The sequence below is a fragment of the Vibrio sp. S11_S32 genome (assembly GCF_014694465.1).
Taxonomy (GTDB): domain Bacteria; phylum Pseudomonadota; class Gammaproteobacteria; order Enterobacterales; family Vibrionaceae; genus Vibrio; species Vibrio algicola.
Genome location: NZ_JAAUWS010000004.1, coordinates 57,990 through 77,949, shown reverse-complemented (window position 1 = coordinate 77,949; position 19,960 = coordinate 57,990). Strand labels below are relative to the sequence as shown.

Below are 19,960 nucleotides of genomic sequence, written 5' to 3'. Positions count from 1 at the left end.
TCAAGGTGATCACGGGTAAAAGGGTTAGAATTATCCGATTCAATATTGCGCCACTCTGTTTGTGAACATTTGACTTTTTTGTGATCATTTAACAAGGTTCAGACGCATGGAAACTACTCAAAAGGAAGAATAATGAGCCAGCTGCCTCAAGCAAAATTTCGTAACGATTACACCTCTCCAGAATTTACCATTACCGATCTTGATTTAACCTTTGATCTGTTTGATGACAGCACCACGGTTATTGCGGTATCTAAAGTGATCAAACTTGGCACCTGCAATAGCCTGACTTTAGATGGTGAACACATGGAATTGGTGGGCGTTAAAGTTGATGACATAAAATGGCAAGATTACCAACTAAGCAAAACAAACCTAACCATCAATAATCTGCCTGACAATTTCACCTTAACCATTGAAACCAAAACTAATCCATCGGCTAATACCGCATTAGAAGGTTTATATAAATCGGGCGGCGCATTTTGTACTCAATGTGAAGCGGAAGGATTCAGACGCATTACTTACTTCCTTGATCGCCCAGATGTGTTAGCCAAATACACCACCACAGTGATCGCTGATAAAGCGGAAAATCCATACTTATTGAGTAATGGTAACCGAATTGATAGCGGTGATTTAGAGCAAGGTCGTCATTGGGTTAAATGGCAAGACCCACACCCAAAACCTTCTTATCTATTTGCTTTAGTGGCAGGACAATTTGATGTATTACGCGATCAATTCACCACTAAAACCGGTCGAAAAGTCGATCTTGAGATCTTCGTTGATCAAGGCAATTTAGATCGCGCCCCTCATGCAATGGCATCACTTATCAATGCCATGAAGTGGGACGAACAACGTTTTGGACTGGCTTACGATTTAGATATCTACATGATCGTAGCAGTTGATTTTTTCAATATGGGCGCAATGGAAAACAAAGGGTTAAACGTGTTTAACTCCAAATATGTACTCGCCAATGATCAAACTGCAACCGATGCCGATTATTTAGGCATTGAAGCGGTCATTGGGCATGAATACTTCCATAACTGGACCGGAAATCGTATTACTTGTCGTGACTGGTTCCAATTAAGTTTGAAAGAAGGCTTAACGGTTTTTCGTGATCAAGAATTTTCTTCTGATTTAGGCTCGCGCGCGGTCAACCGTATTAACAATGTACGCATTATTCGGGGCCCACAATTTGCCGAAGATTCAAGCCCAATGTCGCACCCAATTCGCCCTGAAAAAGTCATAGAAATGAATAACTTCTATACATTAACTGTGTATGAAAAGGGCAGTGAAGTGATCCGTATGATCCACACATTGTTAGGCGAAGAGAAATTCCAACAAGGCATCCAACTGTATGTGGAACGTCATGATGGAACGGCGGCAACCTGTGATGATTTTGTCGCGGCAATGGAAGAGGCTTCGGGTGTGGATTTAAGCCAATTCCGATTATGGTATAGCCAATCGGGTACGCCAAATGTCACTGCAACCACTCAATATAATCCAGACAAGCAAACCTTTACGCTACAACTTGAACAACACACGCCAGCAACGCAAGATCAACCCCAAAAGCAAGCGCTGCATATTCCAATGAATGTCGAATTGTATCAAGCCGATGGTCAAATTATTCCATTGCAAATACAAGGTTCGCCATGTGATAACGTATTGGATTTTAAACAAGATCAACAAAGTTTTGTGTTTGAAAATGTTAGCGAGCAACCGATTATTTCTTTGCTACGTGAATTTTCAGCGCCAATAAAACTCACTTATGATCATTCAGATCAAGAGTTAATGTTCCTGATGGTTAACGCTCAAAATGAGTTTGCACGTTGGGATGCAGGGCAAAATCTGATCGCCAAATATTTACGTACAAATATCGCAGCTTATCAACAAAACCAAGCATTTGAACTGAATGATAATGTGATTGATGCGTTTCGAGGCGTGATTTTAAGCGCCGAACTTGAGCCTGCGTTTATTGCTGAAATGCTAACCTTGCCAAGTCAAAATGAAGTTGCAGGCTGGTACAAACCGGTCGATGTCGATGCCATTAATGCGGCGCTTGGTTTTATTAAGCAAACCTTAGCGGTTGAATTAATTGATGAATTAACCGCGACGTATCACAGCTTAAAGCAAAGCGAATACACGATTGAGCATGCGGCAATTGGTCAACGCTCGCTACGTAATGTATGTTTATCTTACCTTGCGACGACCGATATTGGTGAGTCATTAGTTTGCCAACAGTTTGAATCTGCCAATAATATGACCGACACTATGGCGGCAATGAGCGCGGCTAACCAAGCACAACTGACTTGCCGTGAAGCTTTAATGAAAACCTTCAGTGACAAGTGGAGTCATGATGGTTTAGTGATGGATAAATGGTTTATGTTGCAAGGTACTAATCCAGCCAAAGATGCGTTATCTATGATCCGAACCACTATGGATCACAGTGCCTTTAGCTTAAAAAATCCAAACCGTACTCGCAGTTTAGTGGGTGCTTTCTTTAATAATAACCCAGTCAATTTCCATGCTGTTGATGGATCGGGCTACCAGTTTGCCACTGAGGTTTTATTGTTCTTAAACGAAAGTAATCCACAGGTAGCGTCACGTATGATTGACCCATTACTGAAATATCGTCAGTTTGATGAGACTCGCCAGCAATTGATCCGTACCGAGCTTGAAAAACTGTCAAAATTAGATAACTTAGCCAAAGATTTATTTGAGAAAATCACCAAGGCGCTAGAAGCCTGACATTAACCAGAAATGTAAATATTAAGTTAATATGATGACAAAAATGGTGGCCACATGGTCGCCATTTTTTTATCTAAAAATCATAGTGATAGTAAAATAAATGGTTAATTAGACTTTTTTCAGCGATAAATTACGCCATTCATACAAAATCTAGCGGTATGACCATGTATTGATGTCTCAAAATCGAATTTTACTCGATTAAATAAGCTTTAAACTATTTAACTTTATCGTAATATATCTCTTACACTAAATGAGTGGTATGCAAAAAATGCCAATCATATTTATGCCAACCTCAAGTTAATTGTCTATCCAATGATGGAGTAAGAAAATGTCATCTAGTGAAAAAATTGTTCCGGTTTTACTCGAGAAAGTGTATCAGTTAATTAAGGATAAATTAGAATCACCTTCGCAACAGTTGGTGGTCCATTTAGCTGAGCATCTTTATAGTAATATTTCACACGATGATCTTTTTCAAAGGAATGAATCCGATCTCTACGGCGCGGTAATGAGTCTTTGGCAACACCTCTCAGATAAAAAAGAAGATCAAATGTCAGTGCAAGTTTTTAATCCAACCTTAAGTCGCCAAGGTTGGCAATCGACTCATACTATTATCGAAATTGTGGTGCCGGATAGTGCTTTTCTGGTCGACTCGGTCAAAATGGCGATCTCTCGTTTTGATCTTACCAGTCACTTTATGGCCAATGGTCCAACCCAAATTGAATATAACAATGGTCAAGTGTGTGGGATAAATAGCAGTGAAGGAGGAATGCAATCTTTGTTCCATATCGAAGTGGATCGTATTGCCGATAAACACCGAATGAGTGCGTTAAAAAATGAAATTTTATCGGTGATCACGGATGCAAAATTGGTGGTATCGAACTGGCAACAAATGGCAGATAAATTACAAGCTGTGATTAAAGAGACTGAAAAACAAAGAAAAAACATCCCAGTTGAAGCGGAACGTTTAGAGGCAGGATTTGCATTTCTCACTTGGCTTGGTGATCATAACTTTACCTTTATGGGCTATAAAGAATATGACTTGCAAGCGGTCGATGGTGAGTACGAACTTGTATCAGCCGACAGCGACGCATTAGGTTTACTGACACAAGAACAACGAGCGCAAAATACAGGCCGACTTTCAACCCTTTCCGATAGTGCAAAACTTGAAGCGAAAAAGCCCGATTTATTAATGCTCACTAAAGGCAGTCATGCTTCGACAATACATCGACCCGCTTATACCGATTATGTTGGGATCAAGAAATTTGATAACAAAGGTAAAGTAGTGGGAGAACATCGCTTTATCGGTTTATACACATCGGCGGTATACAACCAAAGCGTAGAAGATATTCCGCTAATTCGAGATAAAGTGTCACGAATTCTGCAATCAAGTGGTTATCTAAAAGGATCTTATTCATGGAAAGCACTGCATAATATTTTAGAGAACTACCCAAGAGATGAATTGCTTCAAGCCAAAGAAGAAGAATTATTAGAAGTAGGGATGGGCGTAGTGCAAATGCAAGACCGAGATTTATTGCGTTTGTTTGTGCGTAAAGACCCATTTGGCCGTTTTTACAGTTGCATGGTGTATGTCACCAAAGAGCGGTACAACACTGAGTTGCGTATCAAGACCCAAAGTATTTTTCAAGATCATTTTGGCAGTGACCAAGAGGTCGAATTTACCACCTATTTTTCTGAGAGTCCGTTAGCTCGTACCCAATATATAGTGCGAGTTGATAACAATGACAATGATATTAATGTTAAGGCAATAGAGAGAAACTTAATGGAAGCCTCTTTTTCTTGGGACGATCGATTAACTCAATCTGTGATCAGCAATTTTGGTGAAAATAAAGGCACGGCTTTAGCCAAAGATTATCAAGATGCCTTTCCTCGCTCGTACAAAGAAGCGACCTTGGCAGGGGGCACCGCCGTTGCCGATATTGAACAATTAGAAAAATTAGATGAAAGTAATAAACTCGGTATGCTTTTTTATCGTCCGCAAGAAGTCAAAAAAGATTCAAAAGCGGTAAAATTGAAACTTTACCATCGCGATGAACCGATTCACTTATCTGATGTGATGCCGATGCTAGAAAACTTAGGATTACGGGTGATCGGTGAATCACCCTACGAGATCCAAAAAGCAGATGGCACGGTTTTTTGGATCCTCGATTTCTCAATGCTGCATCAAAGCAAACAACAGATTGATCTTCGTGAAGCGCGCGAACGATTCCAACAAGCGTTTGCTGCTATTTGGAATGGTGATTTAGAAAGTGATGGCTTTAACCGTTTGGTGTTATCAGCAGGGTTAAGTGGGCGAGAAATAACGATTTTACGCAGTTATGCACGTTATATGCGTCAAGTTGGCTTTCCGTTTAGCCAGCAATATATTGAAGATACATTATCAAATCATGCAGAATTGGCACAAATATTAGTGGATCTGTTTGAGGCGCGCTTTGATCCTAAATTGAAGTCGCGTGCTAAAGCAGAAGATAAATTGATCGTAACGATTAAAGCCAAACTTGAAAAAGTAGAAAGCTTGGATGATGACCGGATCATTCGTCGTTACATGGAAATGATAAAAGCCACCATTCGAACCAATTATTACCAAGTCGATCAAGACGGATCGCCTAAGCCTTGGTTGGCATTAAAACTGACCCCGCGTAAGATCCCAGAAATCCCAGCGCCGGTGCCAGAGTTTGAAATCTTTGTCTATGCACCCGATGTAGAAGGGGTGCATCTACGTGCCGGCAAAGTGGCACGAGGTGGTTTGCGCTGGTCTGATCGTCAAGAAGATTTCCGCACTGAAGTATTAGGTTTAGTCAAAGCGCAACAGGTTAAAAATACAGTAATAGTTCCGGTGGGGGCAAAAGGCGGCTTTGTGTGTAAACGCCAGCAAAATTTGACTACCCGCGATGAAATATTTGCCGAAGGCCAACGTTGTTATAAGCGTTTTATTCGAGCCCTGCTAGATGTCTCCGATAATATCATTGAAGGAAAAGTGGTCGCGCCAATCAATGTGGTTCGACATGATATCGACGATCCTTATTTGGTTGTGGCCGCCGATAAAGGCACCGCAACCTTTAGTGATATTGCCAATTCTGTCGCGGCAGAATACAACTTCTGGTTAGATGATGCTTTTGCCTCTGGTGGCTCGAATGGCTATGACCATAAAGCAATGGGGATCACCGCCAAAGGGGGGTGGGAATCGGTAAAACGTCATTTCCGTGAAATGGGCATTGATACTCAAACTACTGATTTTACTTGTGTTGGTATTGGGGATATGGCAGGGGATGTGTTTGGTAATGGTATGCTGTTATCGAAACATATTCGGTTACAAGCCGCTTTTAACCATATCCATATCTTTATTGATCCCAATCCGGATGCGGCGCAAAGCTGGCCAGAGCGTGAACGTCTATTTAATCTGCCAAGATCAAGTTGGGAAGACTATGATCCGAAGCTGATCTCCAAAGGCGGTGGGATATTCTCAAGACGATCTAAGTCGATCTCGCTAACGCCTGAAATTCAAAAAATGATCGGCACACAAAAGCAATCTTTAACCCCAACTGAATTGATCAAAATGCTATTACAAATGGAAGTCGATCTGCTTTGGAATGGCGGTATTGGCACTTATGTTAAGTCCGCAAAAGAAAATAATACCGATGTCGGTGACCGAGCCAATGATGCGTTACGTGTTGATGGTAAAGATCTTAAAGCAAAAGTTATCGGAGAAGGTGGCAACCTTGGCATGACCCAATTAGGTCGGATTGAATTCGCTTTATCTGGCGGGCGAGTCAATACCGATTTTGTCGATAATGTGGGTGGTGTAGATTGCTCGGATAACGAAGTGAATATAAAGATCTTCTTAAACGGATTGGTGGCCAATGGTGATCTTACCTTTAAACAACGTAATATTATCTTAGATAGTATGGAAGATGAGATCAGTGAGATTGTATTGGATGATGCTTATTGCCAATCGGAATCCATTTCAGTCGCCCAAAGCCAAGGGACGGAACAGGTGAAATCTTTGATCCGTTTTATCCATGCGTTAGAAAAAATGGGCAAATTGGATCGAGGGCTTGAATATCTACCCGATGATGAAACCTTACTCGAGCGTGAAAAACAAGGTAAGGGCTTAACTCGTCCAGAAATCTCAGTGCTTATTTCGTATGCAAAGATGGTCCTAAAAGAACAACTGGCATGTGATGAGATTGCCGATGAAGCCTATAACGCCAAATTATTAGTCAATTACTTCCCGTCTAAGTTACGCGGTAACTATGAGGCGCAAATACCATCACATCCACTTCGTAAGGAGATCATTGCTACATCGCTAGCCAATCAAATGGTGAATGAAATGGGATGTAATTTTGTCAGCCGTTTGCAAGATGAAACCGGTGCGGCGGTAGTGGATATCACTAATGCTTATGTGGCTGCTCGTGAGATATTTAATGCTGAAGCGATGTTTGCTGAGATCCGACAACTCGACAATGTCACTAGCTGCGAAGTGCAATATCAATTGTTGATGTTGGTACGTCGGAATTTAAGACGAGCATCACGCTGGCTTATTCGTAATCAGATGGCCAAGCGAACAGTGGGAGAGATAGTTGGGCAGTACCAAGCTGGGATCGATACGGTAGAAAATGGCTTGGCACAATTTTTAGTCTCTGCCGAAATTGCTGAGCACGATACATTGGCACAAGCTTGGATTAAGCAAGGGGTGAGTCAAGCATTAGCGGAAAAGGCTTCACGTTTGAGTAGTTTATTTTCCGCTTTGGATATCGTGACGGTTTCAAATGAAGTGGGGATCACGGTTGAGCAAACCTCGGCCATGTATTACACCTTAGGCGATCGTTTATCCTTGCATTGGTTCTTAGAGCAGATTAACAACCAACCGGTTGATAATAACTGGCAAGCATTAGCTCGAGCGACATTCAGAGAAGATCTCGATTGGCAGCAACGTCAACTGACTTCGCAAGTATTAGGCTGTTCTTGCATGGAGAAAACGACCAAGGACGTCACAGTGTCACTTGATGAGTGGATTACGGCGAATAAAGTGTCATTAATTCGGTGGGAGAATATCCTCAATGAATTTAAAGTCGGTAATGCACATGAGTTTGCTAAGTTCTCAGTAGCATTACGAGAATTGATGTTATTGAACCTAAATTGTGCGGCCAATCAACCGATCGGTTCACTTAATGACCATAAAAGTCACTGATATCGCTTAAACCTTGATCTAAAACTAGAATTCGGTTTGGCTAGCCGCAATGCAACCGATTGCGGCTAGTATAATTCTAGCGAGAAAGGTATACTTCGCCCCAAATTTTAGGGGCTTTTTCTTTTGGATCGACACAGTTAGGAGCAAGCATGCTTTATCGTATTGCCAGAACAGGTTTATTTCAATTCAGCGCTGAAACCGCACATGAATTTGCGGTTAATAATATTCGCCGCTTACACGGTACACCGCTTGATTTATTTTATCGTCAAAACCTACCGACTCGTAGCGTTGAAGTTATGGGGCTAACCTTTAAAAATCCGGTTGGTTTAGCGGCTGGTATGGATAAAAATGGTGAAGCAATTGACGGTTTTGGTGCTATTGGGTTTGGCTTTCTTGAAGTCGGCACAGTAACGCCACGTCCACAACCTGGTAATGACAAACCACGATGCTTCCGTATTCTTGAAGCGGAAGGCATTGTTAACCGTATGGGGTTTAATAATGAAGGTGTCGATCAACTGGTTGAAAATGTTAAGAAAGCCAAATATGACGGTATTATCGGTATTAATATTGGTAAGAATAAAGACACGCCAATAGAAAAGGGTACTGAAGATTATTTAATTTGTATGGAAAAAGTGTACCCACATGCCGGATATATTGCGGCTAACATTTCATCTCCAAATACTCCAGGGTTACGTACACTTCAATATGGCGAAGCATTGGACGAATTACTGGCCGCATTAAAGCAAAAACAACTGGAGCTTGAAAAACAACACAATAAATACGTACCATTAGCATTAAAAATAGCCCCTGATTTAACTGATGACGAATTAGTGCAGATTTGTGATTCGTTGAAAAAACATAAGATTGATGGTGTGATCGCAACCAATACCACTTTAGACCGTACTTTAGTTGAAGGCATGAAAAATGCGAGTGAGACCGGCGGGCTAAGTGGTAAGCCATTACAATCTCGCAGTACTGAAGTGGTGCGTCAACTTTACCAACAATTAGGTGAAGAGATCCCAATCATTGGTGTTGGTGGGATCGATTCTTATATTGCGGCAAAAGAAAAAATGCAAGCCGGTGCTAAATTAGTACAAGTTTACTCTGGCTTTATTTATCGTGGACCAGAATTAATAAAAGAAATCGTCAAAAATATCTAATAAATAACGTTATTTACATTATTTCAGTCTGAAAGAGGAATTAAGTTTTCCTCTTTTTTTTTGCCCATCTGTTTGTAAAATGAATATTACCTAAGGGATAGACGGAAGAAGTAGAGTGTCTATTTTCACTTTATTTGTTTTAAAAAGGCGGGCTCATGCTAAAACCAAGTGATAGATGGAACTGGTATTATAATGAAACGGAAAAAGCCCTAATGCTAAACCTTGGGCAAGACGATATGGTTTTTAACGTCAATATCGCAAAAAAAATGTTAGTCAATACGGCCTTTGAAGCGAATGAATTCTCAATCGACGATGCCAATAGCTATCATACGTTTTGTGAGCAGGTAAATTTACTTCCTATATCCGATCCCCGTAAGTCTGAATTAGCCCTTAATGGTGTCGCAGCCCGTCGTTTTCATAAACCTGTACAACCTAAAAGCTGGTTCTTTTCATCTCAAGGTGGCGACTTTACCCCAGTAGAAGGCGAAATCGTCCATCTACGCAATTGCTACAACGACGGCCTATTTATGGTGGTTGAAGTAGGGGAAACCGCGAGTATGTGTCTTTCGGTTTCATTGAAAGATTTCAGCTTAACCGAATCGAAAATACTGCAATTTGGTGAGCCTATTAAGGTTATGCACGATAGATTTGCCAAAGCATACCTACAAACTCAAGTCGATAATTTTGCAATGGTAGGGTAGTCCGCGATTGATTTTTTGACGCTCTGCATAATTTCGTTCCTTGTTGTATTTTACGCCGGCTGATGTCGGCTTTTTTTTGTTTAAAATTTGCCTTTCTCTATTACCGCTACGGGCAGCTGCGCTCAATGGTTGCTGTTATTGTTTTCAATCAAATGGGATTACCTTCAAAAAAGCGTTAATCCACTCCCAAACAAACAAGACTATTGGCTTATATATTGCAATTATCGCGTAATGATAATCGTAAAGTGGTGAGTAAGTGACCAATGCTGTCTTAAATATGGCGTGACTAGCATCACATAGTTGTGGTGTGCCTTTATCTAATCAGCGGTTATTTGGATTTAATCCACTGGTCGCAATGGCGTAAACTTAGGCCATAAATAAAATAAATACCCCTTTTAACCGCATTTTGTAATTAATTTACACTGCAAAAGCTCTAGTGGTCTATACCAGTGTTATAATGAATATCTATGCGAATAAGCGCTTACTCTGCAGGTTGATTAATAAAAGTGATATGCGCAATGTGCATTCATGTGGTAACCACTATGGTGAAATGAACACAGTGCCAATGAGCAAGAAAATGGTAAAAAAAGGGTCAAAATCTGAAATTATTGTCAATAAACGGACATGTAAAAACAGCATTCAGTGAGCTAGTTGGATTAAAGCGCGGGTTAAATGAAAAGAAATGCTGAAATAACAAGATAAAAGGGGCTAAGTGGTGCGAGATGTTCGCATCTGTAGGGGGTTTCAGTATATAATCGCGGTCCATTTACTAAGTTACTGACCGAGATAATGAATCAATATTTAGCTATCACTTCTAACGGCCTTGAAAACCTGCTTGCTGACGAACTTACCCAGTTAGGTGTCACCGATGCGAAACCGGTTCAAGCTGGTGTTCGTTTTACTGCCGACAACGCCCAAATCTATCGTTGCTGCCTATGGAGTCGCTTGGCTTCACGCTTTGTTAAAGTGTTATCTGAGTTTTACTGCAATGATGATATGGACTTATACCTATCGGCATCGGCAGTGAATTGGTCTAACCATTTCTCGGTTGATAAACGCCTGATTGTCGATTTTAACGGGACCAACCGTGAAATCCGCAATAGCCAGTATGGCGCAATGAAAGTGAAAGACGCGATTGTCGATTGCTTTACTAAAAAAGATTTAGGTCGCCCGGATATCAGTAAAGAACAACCGGATCTTCGTATTCATGTTCGTTTGCATCGTGACCAAGCCATTTTAGGTATTGATATGGTTGGTCTTGGTTTGCACCAACGTGGTTATCGTACTGAAGCGGGCGCAGCGCCTTTGCGTGAAACGTTAGCTTGTGCGGTAATATTGCGTAGCGGTTGGGACCATTCACAACCGTTACTCGATCCTATGTGTGGCTCCGGCACCTTGCTGATTGAAGCCGCGTTAATGGCTGCTAATATGGCGCCAGGTATGCAACGTCCTAAATGGTCGTTTGAATCATTGAATGATTTTGAAGCCGAAACTTGGGCAGAAGTGAAAACTGAAGCAAGCGTACAAGGTCGCAAAGGACTTAAAGCGCTAAGCAATACTCAGTTCTTTGGTGTTGAGATCGATCGCCGCGTAATGCAAGCTGCCAAAGACAATGCGAAACGTGCTGGGTTAGGTGACATTATCCAATTCCAACTGGGTGATGCGGCCAAACTTGAAAAACCCGCAGCATTTGATACCGGGGTGGTGATTTGTAACCCGCCTTACGGTGAGCGTATGGGCACCGAGCCTGGTTTGATTGCGTTATACACTGAGTTAGGTGCACGTCTAAAAAGTGAATTTTCAGGTAGCCATGCGTCGATCTTCTCGGCCAGCGATGAGTTATTAAGTTGCTTACGCATGCGTGCTGACAAACAATATAAACTCAGTAACGGCGCGTTACCGTGTCACCAAAAAAATTATTCTATTACTGGTCGTGTTAATCCGAATGGTGAAACGCTACGTCAAGCCGATAAAGAAGAAGCGCAAGTGGCACCAGATTTCGCTAATCGCTTGAAAAAGAACATCGCAAAAATTGGCAAATGGGCCAAACGAGAGCAACTCGATTGTTACCGTGCTTATGATGCCGATCTTCCAAACTACAATGTGGCGATTGATCTGTATCTCGATCAAGTGGTGATCCAAGAATACGCACCGCCAAAGACCATTCCTGAAGAAGTGGCCAAGCGCCGTTTAACCGACATCATTCGTGCAACCATCCAAGTATTAGGGGTGGATGCCAACAAAGTGGTGCTTAAAACGCGTGAAAAGCAAAAGGGCAAGCGTCAATATCAGAAGCTTTCTCAAGATTCTGAATATTTGCAAGTTAATGAATATGGCGTGAAGTTACTGGTTAACTTACAAGACTATTTAGATACCGGTTTATTCTTAGATCATAAATTGACTCGTCGTCGTTTAGGCCAAATGTCGGCGGGCAAAGATTTCTTAAATTTATTTGCCTATACCGGCAGTGCCAGTGTGCATGCGGCGGCTGGTGGGGCTAAATCGACCACTACTGTCGATATGTCGAATACGTATTTGCAGTGGGCGCAGCGCAATATGGAACTCAATGGTTTCACCGGTGATGCTCATCAATTTGAACAAGCAGATTGCTTACAATGGCTCAAGCATGAAGATCGTCAGTTTGATTTGATCTTTATCGATCCACCAACGTTCTCAAACTCAAAGCGTATGGAAGATACCTTTGATGTGCAGCGCGATCACTTAAGCTTGATGGAAAACCTTAAACGTTTAATGCGCCCTGAGGGTGTGGTGGTGTTTTCAAACAACAAACGTCAATTCAAAATGGATTTAGAGGGTTTGGCTGACTTAGGTCTAAAAGCTGAAAATATCTCGGCCAAAACTCGTCCATTAGATTTTGAACGTAATAAGCACATCCATAATTGCTGGGTGATCACTCATCAAGCATGATGTTGTACGTGATGAAAATGGTTTCGTTTTAAAAGGATAGGAATGTGTTAACGCTGTATTCAACATCAGGCTGTCATTTATGTGAAATGGCATTTAAGCAATTACAACAACTTAATCTAACAGACAATGTTAGGGTGGTTGATATTGCTTTTGATGATGACTTATTTGCTCGTTACGGTGTCACTATTCCTGTCCTTACTATCAATTTAGCAACGGATTTAGAAGCCGTTCTAGAAACGAATGTAGACACAATAAATCCAGACACAATGAACCAAAATAGTGCTTCTCAAGCGACTCAAGTCAACGAGTTATTTTGGCCTTTTAATATTGAAGAATTACAAGTGTGGTTAAAACAAAATGGCATTAATTACCATCCATAACGGCCAATTGGCTTTTGGCGATCATCCTTTATTGGATAGAACTGACTTCTCATTACAACAAAACGAAAGAGTGTGTTTAGTTGGCCGTAATGGCGCCGGTAAATCCACCATGATGAAAGTGCTATCAGGCGAAATTCTGATGGACGATGGCAAAATTCAAGTCACTCAAGATGTAGTGGTATCACGCCTTGAACAAGATCCACCGCGTAATGCCGAAGGCACGGTATATGATTATGTGGCTGAGGGCGTGGCGGAAGTCGGTGGACTGCTAAAAGAGTATCACCATCAATTAGATATTATGATGGAAGACCCATCTGAAAAAAATATTAACCGTTTAGCGAAAGTGCAAGAGCAACTCGATCACAATGATGGTTGGCGCTTAGAAGATCGGATCAAAAATATCCTGACGTCATTAGCGTTAGATGAACATGCTTTATTGACCAGTCTATCGGGTGGTTGGCAACGTAAAGCGGCATTAGCTCGCGCGTTAGTGTGCGACCCTGATGTATTACTACTCGATGAACCAACCAACCACTTAGATGTGACTACCATTGAATGGCTGGAAGCATTTTTAAAAGATTTCCGTGGTTCGATCATCTTTATTTCGCATGACCGTGCTTTCATTCAGTCAATGGCGACTCGTATTATCGATCTTGATCGCGGTAATTTAAGTTCATTCCCTGGTAACTATGAACAATACCTGATAGATAAAGAAGAAGCATTGCGCGTGGAAGAAATGCAAAATGCCGAATTTGATAAAAAATTAGCCCAAGAAGAAGTGTGGATCCGTCAGGGCATCAAAGCTCGTCGTACCCGTAATGAAGGTCGGGTTCGCGCGCTTAAAAAATTGCGTGAAGAACGTTCCGAGCGCCGTGAAGTGATGGGGAAAGCCAATATTCAAATTGATGAATCAAACCGTTCAGGCAAGATCATCTTTGAAGCAGAAAATATCAACTATCAAATTGATGGAAAAACCATTGTTAAAGACTTTAGCTTTAATATTATGCGTGGCGACCGTATTGCGCTAATTGGTCCAAATGGTTGTGGTAAAAGTACCTTATTGAAACTACTTCTGGATAAATTACAGCCCGACTCTGGTCGTCTGCATTGTGGTACCAAGTTAGAAGTGGCGTATTTTGATCAATACCGAGAAATACTCGATCCTGAAAAAACCGTGATGGATAACTTAGCCGACGGTAAACAGGAAGTGACAATAGGCGGGCGTACGCGCCATGCTTTAAGTTACTTGCAAGATTTTTTATTTGCACCCAAACGTGCTCGTACCCCAGTAAAAGCACTATCTGGCGGTGAGAAAAACCGTTTGTTATTGGCAAAACTGTTTATTAAATCGAATAATTTATTGATCCTCGATGAACCGACCAATGATTTAGATATCGAAACATTGGAACTTTTAGAAGATTTGCTTGCCAACTATCAAGGGACTTTGCTTCTTGTTAGTCACGATCGTCAATTTGTTGATAATACAGTCACAACTAGTTGGATTTTCGACGGCGACGGTAAGATTGAAGAGTTCGTTGGGGGCTATCACGATGCTCAAGCTCAACGCTTACAAGTATTAGCCACCAGAGGTGATATTGCTGCGGCGACCAAAGAGTCACATACAGCGGTTAAAGAAGCAACAAAGGAAACGAAAACGCTTGAGCAGGCTCCCAAAACACAAACGGTAGAGAATAAACCGAAGAAGTTATCCTATAAACTGCAACGAGAACTCGAAGCTTTACCCAAAACATTGGAAGCACTTGAAGCAGAAATAGAGCAATTACAAACTCAGGTGAACCAACCTGATTTCTTCAGCCAGAGCAGCGATAAAACTCAATTAACTTTGGATCGTTTAAACGCTGCTGAACAAGAATTAGAAACTGCATTTGAGCGATGGGAAGAACTGGAATCGATGCAGGGCTAACGATGATATCCAACAATCACGGATATAAATCTATTATGGAATTAAGCTATTAATGTCAAATTCAACATTTAAATTAACTCTCATTGCTGCCTCATTACTGGCAGCACAAACTGCATCTGCTGCGATTTATAACGTCGTTGAAGTGACACCATCTACTACCGAGAATCAATATTACGGTAGTGCGATTGAATCAAAAGAGATCACAGATACGACAAGTAAAGGTTGTTTTGAATCTGATGCGTCTTGTGCCGATTATGTATTAGCCGGAGATACTCGTAATGGTACTGATGGTATCTCGTATTCGGACGAAGTCCCGTTTAATTACGACAATCGCTTTACTATTGTAAATAAAGATGACTTGGAACGTTATTGTTACGATCAGCTGGGTTATAACACTTGTGATGTGTGGGCTGATGATCAATGGTATGGCGGTGATGGCGATACTGATGGTGGATTAGAACGAGAACGTGATGCATTTTATAATAAAAATTATAAAAGCAATGCAACGGCATTTGATTCTACAGGTAGTGTGAGTATTCCAACACAATCTAGTTATCACCCTGGTAATGGAAACTTTATCCCGGATACTCAAAATGCAGTAATAACCAATTTAGATGTGACTAATCCAATAGGTATTGCAAGTAGTGGTTATTATAATGTTGATGGTAATTATGGGTTAGCATTTCGCCAGCGTGGCTTTTATGACTCAACGTTTTTAGCGCCACCGGCATCGTTACCTTTAGACACAAGTAGTAATCAGATAGTGACTAAAATGGGCCGTACCTTTGCCTATGGTTCATTTTCTTATACTGATAACAGTGGTGATACTAAAACCTATGTTGTCGGATCATCGGCGGTTGCTCCATTTGATAATGGGGATGATGATAAAAACTATTATGGTGATCTGAGTAAATGCACCAGTGAATCCGATCCTGCAGCAATAGCAGATTGTCAGAACTTTGCATTTGCGACTAAAGCAGCTTTATGGGATGTAACGGATTTGATAGATCCAACAAAGCCCAAGCCTGATGAACTTCAGGTTACAAATACTGTAGCCAATTGGAAAGAGGCGAAGGATGCAAACAGTGATGATGATTACGCTGCCCAAGCCAGTGCTCGATCGGGAGCAGTGTCCGCAATCACCAAATATAAAGGTAAACCGGTATTAGCAGGGTTTGATACATGGAAAGATGATGACCGATACTATATGCAAGCAGCGATATTTTATCCTAACTCTGATTTTGATAATACGGGTGTCAGTGATAATGCTTGGATACCTGTTTTTATCAAGAATACTAAAATTGATGATGGTGACGATTATATTTACAGTAATAGCTTAGTTAAAGCGATAAACCGTAACCTTATTGCTATTGGTGAAACTAAGCGTTTTGGTAATTCCCCTGAAAATGGTGCCGCTAATAACCGTCTATTTTATGTCGATGCCGCGACTGGATCGGCAAGTACAGAGCCTAGTGCAGTCTATTTAAGCGGTGATATTTTCTTTAAAGGTGCAGGTGGTGAAGCTAACGCAATCAATAACTTCAATGAAGTGGTTGGTTCAATTGACGCTGAGAAGGATCGTGAAGTCGATGGTAAATCTCGTCGCCGCCGTGGTTTTATCGACCCATTGAATTTGACTAACAGCAACGATGATCGAATGAAAATATTCGATAACAAAGCCTGGTGGTTAGATAACTTAACCAACGATGGAATACAATCTGGAGATAATGTAAATAACCAATACCGTATTATTAATGCTACCGGTATTAACGATGATGGAGTTATTTCAGCTACAGCCTATAAATGTGATGGTGGGTATGATAATTTGACCCATAATTCATATTGTCAAAATGGTAAGTCAGGCGCTGAAAGCTTAGTGGCGGTTAAGTTGGTACCAATTCCTGGTGCAACCAGCAAAGATATTACAACTCGTGGTGGTGAAAAAACCGACACTAAAAGAGCTGGCAGTTTAGGTGTTTGGGCTCTTATGCTATTAGGTTTTATTGGCTTTAGACGTAAAAGTTCCATTAAGCGTTAATTTAATTGGTTAAACTTTGTCAAAATTACCGGCCCATCACAGATTGATTGGTCGGTTTTTTTTCGTCTTGAGAAAATAGAGAAACTAGACGATGATTAATAGACCCCAAATATTTGGGGATATACAGTCGTTCTGTTACTGATCAAGTCGAGTGTCAATTATCTGACTAACAAGGAATGAATTGAAGGTATTGATTGGTATGACTGACAATAGTTGTTTATTAAACTAATGTATGAGGAAGATACTATGATGAAGAGACAGAAACGCGATCGTTTAGAAAGAGCGCAATCTCAAGGATACAAAGCAGGTGTAAACGGACGATCGATGGATGACTGTCCATACCAACAAATGGATGCCAAATCTAACTGGTTAGGTGGTTGGCGAGATGCTCGCGATGATAAACAATCTGGTATGATTAAATAATTCAATTCAAAAGGCATCATTGTCATATTCGATGGTGCTTTTATTACCAGCCTTAATGCACTATAACTAAATGAGTTACTGAAAATAAATCAGCGCTAAACGCTGACTTATTCACATTAAATGCTATTTAGAAAGCAGAAGTATCTTGGAACAAACCCACTTTCAAATCTTTGGCGACATAAATCTCTTTACCGTCAACCAAGACACGACCATCAGCAAGGCCCATGACTAAACGGCGGTTAACCACACGTTTCATATGGATCTCATAGGTGACTTTCTTAGCGGTTGGAAGAATTTGACCGGTAAATTTTACTTCACCTACACCGAGTGCTCGGCCTTTACCTTCACCGCCAACCCAACCGAGGAAGAATCCAACTAATTGCCACATAGCATCTAAACCAAGGCAACCTGGCATTACTGGGTCGCCAGGGAAGTGACAGTCAAAGAACCATAAATCTGGAGTGATATCGAGTTCAGCGATAATCAATCCTTTGCCGAAGTCACCAGAATCGGCTTCATCGGTGATGGTAGCAATACGATCCATCATTAACATATTAGGTGCAGGAAGCTGTGGACCAGTAGGGCCGAACAATTCACCTTGGCTAGAAGCTAATAGATCTTCACGAGTATATGAGTTACGTTTGTTTTGCATTATTAAATTACTCCAGAAATAGTCTGTGTATCTTAGCGAACGCGTGTAAGCTAAACAAGTCTGATCAGTCAATACCGATAATGTTTTTGATCTTATTCAAAAAACCTCGCGGTAAGTGATCTGGTTTATCGAAGTTTTCAATCCGCTCAGATATTTTATTGAGTATTGTGTCTTCATCCTCATCACCGCGGAAAGCTTTACCAAATATAAGCGGCAGTGCTTCATCTACCGATTCGACCGACCAAAGGTGAAATTGTTCATTTTTTATCGCCTGTACTACATCTTTATGTAATGAAAGATGTTTTAGATTAGTTTTGGGTAAAACCACACCTTGGTGACCCGTGAATCCTTGATGCTGACAGATATGGAAAAAGCCTTCAATCTTTTCATTTAAGCCACCAACGGCTTGAACACGGCCAAATTGATCGACCGCACCTGTAACGGCAATTTGTTGGTTAATCGGGTATTCAGAAAGGGCACTAACCAGTGAACAAAGCTCAGCTAATGAGGCGCTGTCGCCATCAACTTCGCTGTAAGATTGTTCAAATACAATCGAAGCGGCAAATGGCAGGGCTTCTTCAAGATCCAATGCACTGCCTAAGAAGGCTTGCATAATCATCATTCCCTTAGCGTGTAAATTGCCACCAAGCTCAGCTTTACGTTCAACATCGGCAATATCACCATCGCCAAAATGGATCACACAGGTTATACGAGCTGGTTCCCCATACGTGACAGGGTGACCAGGGATTTCAATCACGGTTAAACCATTAACTTGCCCAATACGTTGACCTTGCGTTTCGATGATCACTTGCCCATCTAAAATATCATCGAGTGCACGTTGTGGCAGATAAGATTGACGATACGCCTTGTTCTCGATGGCTTGTTGAATATGTATTGCTTCAATCGGGGCTTGCTTCGATTCAATTGCGGCTGAGGCCAGCATACCTTTTATCCAAATTGGACATAAAGGCATACGTTGTTGATCTTCGGTTTGTCTTGCCGCTTCATTTAATAACTCTTTCCACGCTAAACTATCTGCTGGTAAAGGCAGATTTGAGGACATAGCAAGGCCGGTGACATAAGAAAGATAAGTCGCGAATGAATCAGGTTCTAGTTTGAAATCTTCTTCAATTTCAGCAAAAAGGCACAATTGGGTGCGAATATCAGCATCAAACATGTCGAGATCGCCAAGTTGCATCCGGTCGCCTACAATCACTAACTTAATATCATAGGTTTGGCTTGGCTCTTGATTGAGTATTTGTCTTGGATCGGATGAGATTGGTGAGCACGGGTAGCCCAGTACCGCCGCTTTTAGTATTGGCCAAATTCTAGGGTTCGCTAAGATTAAGTTCGACGAAATAATCAAATAACCATGGTTTGCTTGCTGCAATAAACCGGCAGATTGCTGAGTGTTTTTCCCATCGATGACTTGATATTGACCAAATAACACTTCAGGTTCAATACTTTCTGAACAAACGATAGCGGCGCTTTTATTAATATGACCGTCGTTTTGTAACTCGATAAGCGAGTCTTGGATGTATTGTCGATAGACTAGATTATCGGGCGAGTTAATCAGTAAGAAACGGGTAAAGCCATTTAACTGTTCAAATTGGTTAAATGCTGCTTTTAATCTAGGTTGGACGGTTAAAAAACTGACAGCATCATGAGAAGATAAACAAAGAGTATCTTCATATTCAGAAAAGTTAGGTATTGCAGATTGCCAAGGCTCTTTTATCATTCGTATTTGAGTTCAATAAGTCGGTTAAAGGTAGGAAGTATATAGAAAAACGTTCTGACCTAATAGCG

11 protein-coding genes are annotated in these 19,960 nt (G+C 41.1%); 9 read left to right on the top strand and 2 right to left on the bottom strand.

Going from position 1 to position 19,960, the window contains the following annotated elements:
- The first annotated feature begins 132 nt into the window (after positions 1-132).
- The 9 genes from pepN (at position 133) to rmf (ending at position 17,502) form a co-directional block, all read left to right on the top strand.
- Positions 133-2,739 carry an aminopeptidase N gene (pepN, locus tag HC723_RS04025; protein ID WP_190338288.1) on the top strand — a complete coding sequence of 869 codons (2,607 nt, stop codon included), beginning with the start codon at positions 133-135 and terminating at the stop codon, positions 2,737-2,739.
- 328 nt (positions 2,740-3,067) lie between these two features.
- Positions 3,068-7,948 (top strand): NAD-glutamate dehydrogenase, encoded by a 4,881-nt coding sequence (locus HC723_RS04020; RefSeq protein ID WP_190338287.1) that lies wholly within the window; start codon positions 3,068-3,070, stop codon positions 7,946-7,948.
- Positions 7,949-8,097: 149 nt separating this feature from the next.
- Entirely contained in the window at positions 8,098-9,108 is a 1,011-nt protein-coding gene (gene pyrD, locus HC723_RS04015; protein ID WP_190338286.1) for a quinone-dependent dihydroorotate dehydrogenase, read from the top strand.
- Between the two features lie 155 nt (positions 9,109-9,263).
- Positions 9,264-9,809, top strand: coding sequence for a cell division protein ZapC (locus tag HC723_RS04010; RefSeq protein WP_190338285.1), 546 nt, complete (start codon positions 9,264-9,266; stop codon positions 9,807-9,809).
- Between the two features lie 789 nt (positions 9,810-10,598).
- Complete coding sequence (gene rlmKL, locus HC723_RS04005) at positions 10,599-12,737, top strand: bifunctional 23S rRNA (guanine(2069)-N(7))-methyltransferase RlmK/23S rRNA (guanine(2445)-N(2))-methyltransferase RlmL (RefSeq protein WP_190338284.1); 2,139 nt, start codon at positions 10,599-10,601, stop codon at positions 12,735-12,737.
- Between the two features lie 44 nt (positions 12,738-12,781).
- On the top strand, positions 12,782-13,117 hold the full coding sequence (locus HC723_RS04000; RefSeq protein ID WP_153447148.1) for a glutaredoxin family protein: 336 nt from the start codon (positions 12,782-12,784) through the stop codon (positions 13,115-13,117).
- On the top strand, positions 13,095-15,041 hold the full coding sequence (locus HC723_RS03995; protein WP_190338283.1) for an ABC transporter ATP-binding protein: 1,947 nt from the start codon (positions 13,095-13,097) through the stop codon (positions 15,039-15,041). Before HC723_RS04000 ends, HC723_RS03995 begins: the two co-directional genes overlap by 23 nt.
- 52 nt (positions 15,042-15,093) lie before the next feature.
- The gene (locus tag HC723_RS03990; RefSeq protein WP_190338282.1) at positions 15,094-17,079 is read left to right on the top strand and encodes a DUF3466 family protein; all 1,986 of its coding nucleotides are present in this window, start codon (positions 15,094-15,096) and stop codon (positions 17,077-17,079) included.
- A 249-nt stretch (positions 17,080-17,328) separates the two neighbouring features.
- Positions 17,329-17,502: a ribosome modulation factor gene (gene rmf, locus HC723_RS03985; RefSeq protein WP_153448162.1), complete on the top strand. Its 174-nt coding sequence runs from the start codon at positions 17,329-17,331 to the stop codon at positions 17,500-17,502.
- A 127-nt stretch (positions 17,503-17,629) separates the two neighbouring features.
- On the opposite strand, the gene fabA is transcribed toward rmf, so the two are convergent.
- On the bottom strand, positions 17,630-18,154 hold the full coding sequence (gene fabA / locus HC723_RS03980) for a bifunctional 3-hydroxydecanoyl-ACP dehydratase/trans-2-decenoyl-ACP isomerase (RefSeq protein WP_153447145.1): 525 nt from the start codon (positions 18,152-18,154) through the stop codon (positions 17,630-17,632).
- A gap of 64 nt (positions 18,155-18,218) precedes the next feature.
- Entirely contained in the window at positions 18,219-19,892 is a 1,674-nt protein-coding gene (locus tag HC723_RS03975) for a S16 family serine protease (RefSeq protein ID WP_190338281.1), read from the bottom strand.
- Positions 19,893-19,960 lie beyond the last annotated feature (68 nt).